The sequence below is a fragment of the Alkalibacillus haloalkaliphilus C5 genome (assembly GCF_000269905.1).
Lineage (GTDB): Bacteria > Bacillota > Bacilli > Bacillales > Alkalibacillaceae > Alkalibacillus > Alkalibacillus haloalkaliphilus_A.
Genome location: NZ_AKIF01000130.1, coordinates 1 through 8,359, shown reverse-complemented (window position 1 = coordinate 8,359; position 8,359 = coordinate 1). Strand labels below are relative to the sequence as shown.

At 36.4% G+C, this 8,359-nt stretch carries 9 protein-coding genes and 1 tRNA gene; 8 read left to right on the top strand and 2 right to left on the bottom strand.

Annotated elements, in window-relative coordinates:
* The 6 genes from tkt to A194_RS0112450 form a co-directional block, all read left to right on the top strand.
* A partial coding sequence (gene tkt / locus A194_RS0112475; protein ID WP_017187166.1) for a transketolase occupies positions 1–1,730 on the top strand: 1,730 nt, incomplete at its 5' end.
* Between the two features lie 110 nt (positions 1,731–1,840).
* A complete protein-coding gene (gene sirA, locus A194_RS0112470; protein ID WP_017187165.1) occupies positions 1,841–2,281 on the top strand; it encodes a sporulation inhibitor of replication protein SirA in 441 nt (146 codons plus the stop codon).
* A 69-nt stretch (positions 2,282–2,350) separates the two neighbouring features.
* Positions 2,351–2,590: a YneF family protein gene (locus A194_RS0112465; protein WP_017187164.1), complete on the top strand. Its 240-nt coding sequence runs from the start codon at positions 2,351–2,353 to the stop codon at positions 2,588–2,590.
* 132 nt (positions 2,591–2,722) lie between these two features.
* Entirely contained in the window at positions 2,723–3,427 is a 705-nt protein-coding gene (locus tag A194_RS0112460; RefSeq protein ID WP_017187163.1) for a cytochrome c biogenesis CcdA family protein, read from the top strand.
* A gap of 70 nt (positions 3,428–3,497) precedes the next feature.
* Positions 3,498–3,956 carry a Na(+)/H(+) antiporter subunit B gene (locus tag A194_RS0112455; protein ID WP_017187162.1) on the top strand — a complete coding sequence of 153 codons (459 nt, stop codon included), beginning with the start codon at positions 3,498–3,500 and terminating at the stop codon, positions 3,954–3,956.
* On the top strand, positions 3,956–4,441 hold the full coding sequence (locus tag A194_RS0112450) for a CcdC family protein (protein ID WP_017187161.1): 486 nt from the start codon (positions 3,956–3,958) through the stop codon (positions 4,439–4,441). The genes A194_RS0112455 and A194_RS0112450 overlap by 1 nt, the downstream gene beginning before the upstream one ends.
* Positions 4,442–4,463: 22 nt before the next feature.
* Here A194_RS0112450 and A194_RS0112445 read toward each other — a convergent pair whose 3' ends face one another.
* Both A194_RS0112445 and A194_RS20330 read right to left on the bottom strand, forming a co-directional pair.
* Complete coding sequence (locus A194_RS0112445) at positions 4,464–4,910, bottom strand: DUF2621 family protein (RefSeq protein ID WP_017187160.1); 447 nt, start codon at positions 4,908–4,910, stop codon at positions 4,464–4,466.
* Between the two features lie 34 nt (positions 4,911–4,944).
* A tRNA-Sec gene (locus A194_RS20330) sits at positions 4,945–5,041 on the bottom strand.
* A gap of 253 nt (positions 5,042–5,294) precedes the next feature.
* Between A194_RS20330 and A194_RS18390 the strand changes: the two genes are divergently transcribed.
* Positions 5,295–6,377: a PAS domain S-box protein gene (locus A194_RS18390; RefSeq protein ID WP_017187159.1), complete on the top strand. Its 1,083-nt coding sequence runs from the start codon at positions 5,295–5,297 to the stop codon at positions 6,375–6,377.
* Positions 6,378–6,394: 17 nt separating this feature from the next.
* Positions 6,395–8,275, top strand: coding sequence for a selenocysteine-specific translation elongation factor (gene selB, locus A194_RS0112435; protein ID WP_029425257.1), 1,881 nt, complete (start codon positions 6,395–6,397; stop codon positions 8,273–8,275).
* Positions 8,276–8,359: the final 84 nt, after the last annotated feature.

Below are 8,359 nucleotides of genomic sequence, written 5' to 3'. Positions count from 1 at the left end.
GTCAGTGGGGTTCTAACACACCGGGCCACCCTGAATTTGGCCATACAGATGGTGTAGAAGCAACAACTGGCCCGCTAGGTCAAGGTTTAGCAATGGCGACTGGTAAAGCTATGGCTGAGAGATTCTTAGCATCAAAATTTAACACTGATGAACATAAATTAGTTGACCATTATACTTATTCAATTTGCGGTGACGGTGACTTAATGGAAGGTGTTTCTCAAGAGTCAGCTTCATTAGCCGGTCACTTAAAACTTGGCAAACTAATCGTAATGTACGATTCTAATGATATTTCATTAGATGGTGACTTAGACCGCTCTTTCTCAGAAAGTGTAGAAGACCGTTACAAATCTTACGGCTGGCAAGTCATTCGTGTAGAAGATGGTAACGATACTGAAGCAATTGAAAGTGCTTTAGAAGAGGCAAAAGCTAACACAGAACAACCGACAATGATTGAAGTGAAAACAGTGATCGGTTACGGTTCACCAAACAAATCAGGTAAAGCTGATTCTCACGGTGCTCCATTAGGTGAAGATGAGCTGAAATTAGCAAAAGAACATTACGGATGGGACTTTGAAGATGATTTCTTCATTCCAGAAGAAGTTAAAGAGGACTTCGCTACGAGAGTGAAGCAGCGTGGAGAAGAGGCAGAGAAAAAGTGGAATGAATTATTAGCACAATACAAAGAAGCTTATCCAGAATTAGCTGATGAGTTTGAAAAAGCAATTAATGGTGAACTACCAGTAGATTGGAATGCTGACTTACCAACTTATGATGAACATTCAAAAGCTTTAGCAACACGTGCCGCTTCAGGAGAAGTACTAAACGCACTAGCAAACAAAGTGCCTAACTTAATCGGTGGTAGTGCAGACTTAGCTGGATCTAACAAGACGGCACTAAAGGGCGAAGATGATTTCAAACCAACAGATTACAGTGGTCGTAATATTTGGTTTGGCGTACGTGAATTTGCGATGGCATCAGCATTAAATGGTATGGCTCTACACGGCGGCGTAAAAGTATTTGGTGGTACGTTCTTCGTATTTAGCGACTATTTACGCCCAGCGTTAAGGTTATCGGCATTAATGGGAACTCCAGTCACTTACGTATTAACTCACGATTCAGTTGCAGTAGGTGAAGATGGTCCAACACACGAGCCAATTGAACAGCTGCCTTCATTACGTGCGATGCCTCACTTAGACTTAATTAGACCAGCTGATGCTAACGAGACGAAAGCTGCATGGGAATTAGCAGTGACTTCAACTGACCACCCAACAGCATTAGTCCTAACTCGTCAAGGGTTACCAGTACTACCAAGCACGAATGAGGTAGCTTACGAAGGTGTTAAACAAGGGGCTTACGTATTAAAGCAAGCTGAAAAAGAGCAACCAGATGTGATCCTATTAGCAACAGGTTCAGAAGTACAGCTTGTATATAAAGCTAGCGAAAAGCTTAAAGAAGAAGGAATTGACGCTCAAGTTGTTAGTATGCCTTCTTGGTATCGTTTCGAACAGCAATCAGACGCTTACAAGGAAGCTGTTTTACCATCTGCCGTTAAAACACGTCTTGCTGTTGAAATGGCATCACCATTTGGTTGGGAGCGTTACGTAGGACTAGAAGGTGACGTTCTAGGAATCGATACATTTGGTGCATCCGCTCCTGGTGATGAAGTCATTGAAAAGTATGGCTTCACAGTTGAGAATGTAGTAGCACGCGCAAAGGCGTTATTAAAATAATTAGTTATCAAGGATAAACAAAATGCGACATTCTTTTTTGTAGTTCAACTTAAAAAGTGACAAACTTTTTTATGGAATATTGATACGCTTGTCCTAAAGGAGGGTGAGTCATGTATCAATATTCCTTATATTTTTTCAAACCGACATATGCCATTCATTTTTATTATAAAGTTGATGTACTCTATCGGTTTTTAGATCAATACCGAAAAGGAGAATATACAGACGACACTACACAACGTCAGGTGAGTTTCGTCTTAGAAGATATCATATTAAATGATATATATGAGCATTTAACGTCGCAGAAATTCTCACACATCCTTACTGTGAAACCTGAAAATAACGAACTCATGATTAAAAGCGAAAGATTGGATATGAGAGCGGTTCGAAACGGTTACGCAATTGATGTTTACGCTAATTCATTAATTGATGCTGATCAATTATTCTTTCAATACATTAAAGAATTCCATCCGTACGTTTTTGTCGTCAATTTTGACTCAAGAGAATGCGGTTGGATTTTACCTTTAGCAAAAAAAGCAAATTATCACATATAAGACTATTGTCATTATTCGGATGTTTTACTATACTGTATAAAGACAACGAGATAGGAGGATATAGAAGCAATGGACATACTATGGGTTGTATTAATTGCTTTTGGTACATTGGTAGTCGGTTTACTTTTAGGCTTCTTCATTGCCCGTAAGACAATGATGAGCTATTTAAAGAAAAACCCACCAATTAACGAGCAAATGTTACGTACAATGATGATGCAAATGGGGCAAAAGCCTTCACAGAAGAAAATTAATCAAATGATGAAAGCTATGTCTCAACAAATGGACAGCAATGACAAAAAGAAAAAATAAAACGAGAAGGGATGGGCGAACAGCTCATCCCTTTCAATTTTCATAAAACCGTCAACTGTTAAAGCTTTATAGAGGTAATTGTTTTGATACGATGATATTATAGAAGATAGACTATAGTTAGGAGCGTTACACATGGCTGAAGTAAACATATTGTTAGCTTTCGGTGCAGGTTTTTTATCATTTATCTCACCTTGTGTATTACCGTTATATCCCGTATTTCTATCATATATAACAGGTATGAGTGTAGAAGAACTTAAAAATGATAAAGCGATTTTAAGGAAAAGAGCGATGTTACATACTTTATTTTTCTTAATCGGTTTTTCATCGATCTTTATAATGCTCGGGTTTACAGCATCATTTATCGGAGGAACTTTATACGCTTACAGCGATTTAATTAGACAAGTTGGTGCTGTATTAATTGTATTCTTCGGTTTAATGATGATTGGGTTCTTTAATTTTGATTTCCTTATGAAAGAACGCAAAGTTACATTAAAGAATAGACCGGCAGGATACCTTGGCACTTTATTTATTGGTGCAGCGTTCTCGATGAGCTGGACACCATGTACTGGCCCTATTCTAATGGCGATTATTGGCTTAGCAGCAACAAATCCTGAGTCTGGTGTTATAATGATGACTGCATATTCATTAGGGTTTTCTATCCCATTCTTTGTAATGTCATTCTTTATTGGAAAGATGGATTGGATCAAGCGTAACTCACAAAAGATTGTAAAAATTGGCGGTTATGTATTAATCGTATTAGGAATTGCCTTATTCTTTGACTTGTTACGTATTTTTACAGCTTATTTAGCAAATTTCTTTGGGTTTTACGGTTTTTAAAGATTGAATGATTGTGCATAATAGCATATAATAATGATGATTTATTAAACAACGATAAAGGGGATTTACCATGGCACACACTAATGACATAATCCTTAAAACAATGACTCAGTTAATTGCATTTATTTTATTAGGATTTTCTATTTACTTATTCTTTGCTGGTCACAATGCACCAGGTGGCGGATTTATCGGTGGGTTAATGACGGCAGCGGCAATTATTTTAATGTACATTACTTACGGTTATGAAAAGATTGAAAAAATCTTGCCAATTAATTTTACAACAATGTTCGTTGCAGGCTTAGGTATTGCGACCCTAGCTGGTATCGGCTCAATTGTTTTAGGTCACCCGTTTTTATCACAGACTTTTGAATACTATAACTTACCAATAATGGGTGAAACTGAGCTGGCAACAGCATTAATATTTGACCTAGGTGTTTACTTAGGGGTAGTTGGTGTTACGATGACAATTATTTTAACGATCGCAACTGACTCAGATGCTAAGGAAGACGAAGAAAAGGCAGAGGCGTAATGCTTTCAATTTTAGATCACCCAATAGTGGCAGGTTTAATAACAGTAATGGCAGTTATTATGGCAACAGGTATGATTGTCGTAAGAATGCGAGCATCAAAGAAGCCTGCATCAGTTAAAAAAATTATATTACCACCACTATTCATGAGTACAGGAGCATTAATGTTCTTCGTTCCATATTTTCAAATAGAATGGATTTTAGTGATGGAAGCCGTTATTGTTGGTTTATTGTTCTCAATTTTACTCATTTACACTTCGAACTTCGAAATTAAAGAGAACGATATTTACTTAAAACCATCGAAAGCACTTGGTTTCATTTTAGTCGGCTTATTATTAATTAGATTGACTTGGAAAGCGATCACAGGAGCTGATATTTCAGTCGGGGAAACAAGTGCAATGTTCTATATACTAGCTTTTGCTATGCTATTAACTTGGCGAATTGCGATGTTGTTAAAGTACTTAAAACTAAAAGAAAGTTTAAACTAAAAAAGTGGGAGTTAGCCTATTGCTAGCTCCCACTGTCTTTTTCTCTTTCAAGTAAATGTTCGTACTGTGAAAAATCGATATCTTTTTCATTTAGTCTTTTAATTAAAAACTTATGGTCACGTTTAGGAGTCGCTAATATGTAACCTTCAATTAACAAGTCCATCGTGATCGATTTTGCTTTTCGTTCTAATGCAAGTTTTCCGATTTTGGCTCCGATCTTTTGTTTAGCTACATCTCTAAACAACTCTGGAACGGGCTCAACTAACTCATTAAGTAAAGCCTTTTTCTCTTCACTCCATAAATCAATCGTTTCATAGACGTAATACTCTTCCCAATCAATGATTGATTTCCCATCTTCTTTAGGTAGTTTCTTAAGGAATTTACGGAACATAAAATAACCGCCAATAGCCAAAAGCCCTACCATTATAAACGACCAAGCAATTAACAATATACCTACTGTAGTTGACATAAGTACTCACTCTCTTTTTGATGTACATATACATTGGCGGGACTGTGTGGGAATCGAACCCACCGGAGACGGCACGCGCCTCCCAAGCGGTTTTGAAGACCGAGACAAGCACCAGCGTTGCAACCAGCCCCAATTAGTTCATGTTTATATCCAAACGTAATTATACAAGGTAAACTGACCGCAAGCAACTTAAAGATATCATTGTACTGTTTTAATAGGGCGAAAAATCTAGTATAATTGTTCTAAATAAAGAATAAATGATTAAAATTGTTTAGACAATTATAAACTATTTAGTTAAAATGAGAATAGTTGTTATAATTTGTTAGCATTTATCATAGTTTGTTAATAAACTATTCGTCAAGTGAGGGGAGGATCAACCCGATTATGAAGAACCATGTCACTTTTAAAGATGTAAACGAACTATTTTACGACGTTGAATATGGTGGGATAATAGAAGCTGCTAATTCATGGATTGATCAAAACTCAATGACTGTCAAAACGATTTATGATGAATCTTTTAATATAATTTATATAACCGCTAACGTTGAAGAAGTATTCGGTTATAATCAAAATGAACTAATTAGTAAATCTATTATGAACTATATCCATCCTGAACACCGACAATCATTTTATGGATGTCTAGAAAAGCTTGAAGATAATGAAAAATTACGTCACGAATTTCGTGTGTTACATAAAGATGGTAGATATATAGATTGCCAAGCCCATTCTGGGAAAATAGTTGACCGTAAAACAGGTCAACCCTATTATATTAGTGTGACACAAGACATTATGGCTCATAAACAAGCACAACAAATGCTTGTAAGCTCCGAAAAATTGTCAACAGCAGGTCAACTCGCTGCTAGTGTCGCCCATGAAATCCGCAATCCAATTACGTCTTTAAAAGGGTTTTTACAACTTTTAGAGACTGGTATTGAAGGTAAAGAAGCATATTTAAACATTATGAAAGATGAAATCGAAAAAATTGAGTCCATTTCATCAGAGCTTCTATATATCGCGAAGCCGTCACCGAATGAATTTAAAGAAGCGAATATAGTAGAAATGTTAGAAGAAGTATGTATGCTAATGCGTTCACAAGCAAGACTAGAAGATGTTGAAATCGTACTAGACAGTAATCTTAAAAGCTATATGATCTTATGTGACAGATCACAAATTAAGCAAGTTTTCATTAACTTAATTAAAAATGCTATTGAAGCGATGCATGAGCCTGGAGAAGTTACGATTAAAGTAACTAATGACCACTATTTATCTGTAGAAGTAATCGATGAGGGAGAAGGGGTTCCTGATTCGTTAAAAGAAAGGTTAGGTCAACCGTTCTTGACGACTAAAGATAAAGGTACTGGCTTAGGCTTAATGGTTACGATTGATATTCTACAAAATCATGAAGCAGAATTATTAATTAGAGACCGTGAACCAAAAGGTAGTATTTTTCAAGTTAAATTTTCCTAATGCTAGTTGGTGGGTTTATGACAAAAATTAACTATACGATTGGTATAGCAGGCCATATTGACCATGGTAAATCAGCATTAACAAGGGCTCTTACGGGTGTAAAAACAGACAGACTGAAAGAAGAGCAAGAAAAAAAGATATCAATCGAATTAGGTTATGCACCTTTATATGCGGATCAAGAATACTCATTATCTATTATAGACGTTCCAGGTCACGAAAAGTTCATTAGACAAATGATTGCGGGCGTATCCGGTGTTGATCATACGTTATTAATCATCGCAGCTGATGAGGGGGTTATGCCACAAACGGTTGAACACATTGAAATTTTAAATTACTTAGAGATTAATCATGCATACATAGTCATTACGAAAGTCGATTTAGTAGAAGAAGGGCTATTACAACTCGTAATAGATGACATAAACCATCATATTAAAAATACAATATTTGAAAATGTTTCAATCTATTGTGTAGATTCTATCAGTGGAAATGGAATAGACCTATTAAAGACCGACCTAATTTCAGATTTAAAGAGCATGCCTGAAAAAGACCATTCAGGCTTTTTTAGAATGCCAGTCGATCAAGCTTTCCACGTACATGGGATTGGTACAGTTGTTAGAGGAACAATTGTTGAAGGTTCGATTAGTGATAGGGAACTAATAACAGTAAAGCCGCAAGAAATTAATACTGAAGCAAAAAGTCTACAACAATTTGGACAAACGGTTAGTGAGGCGAGAGCAGGTACACGAACAGCAATCGCCTTAAAAGGGGTGGATTATCATTCTGTAAAAAGAGGGGACGTTCTAACAACGAACAACCATGAAGCTTCAAACAGAATTGACCTTAAATTACACATAAGCCCGAACTTAAATAAAGCGATTAAACAAAGGTCTCCCATCAAGTTTTACACTGGTACGAGTGAAGTTTACGGTAGATTAATTCTGTTTGACCGAAATGAAATAAAAACGGCAAACGAAGAAGTCTACGCTCAAGTCGAGCTGGACCAAACCGTTTATGCTACTAGACATGACTATTTCATTTTAAGAAGAGCAACACCTATTGAGACAATTGGCGGTGGCCAAATCATCAATGCTCCAGCTAAACGACACCGCTTCGGAACGAATACAGTCAAAATGTTAAAACAGCAGAGCGAGTTAACGATTGATGAAGCAATCATTGACTATATAGAAGAAAAAGGCGTTGCTAAAGAGAAAGAAATGATCAACGAGTTAGCAATTGATCCAACAGAAGGTCATGAAATTTTAAATACTCTATATGAACAAGACAAAATCTATTTAATTAATGATTTAATTATGACAAGTAACTGGTTAGAAAAATATATTCAACTACTTAACACCGAGCTAACTAACTATCATAACCATTTCTCTTTAAGGCAAGGCTACCCAAAAGCAGAATTCGTTCAATTGTTTCCAGTCAAAGCGAAGACAGGGAAAGTTATAGTGGACCATTTAGTGGACCAAGGGCACTTTAAACAAAAGAACAACAACATCGCATTGCCAACATTTTCGCCATTTATTGATGAATCATTAAAACAAGATGTTGATTTAGGACTGGCAAAACTAAAACAAGACGCATTGCACGTAGAAAAGTTTAATAAATACTTCCCAACTATAGGGAAAGATACTATTTTAGATTTGCAGCAATACTTAACTGCAACCGATCAAATATTTCAATTATCTGAGGAGCTTGTGATCAGTCATGAAGCATTTCATAACGCTGTTAATCATCTTCGTAACCAAACGAACGACACATTTACGTTAAAAGAGGCAAAAGAAGTCTTATCATTGTCACGTAAATATTTAATTCCATTACTAGAAAAGTTAGATGAGCTAAAATTCACGAAAAGGTTGGACAACGCGAGACAGTGGAATAACCAATAATTTAACTGCACGGGGTTGGGACAAATAGGCTGGAGTTTATTGAAAACACGAACAAAGGGGCTTTTAGCTTTGTTGAGTAGACAC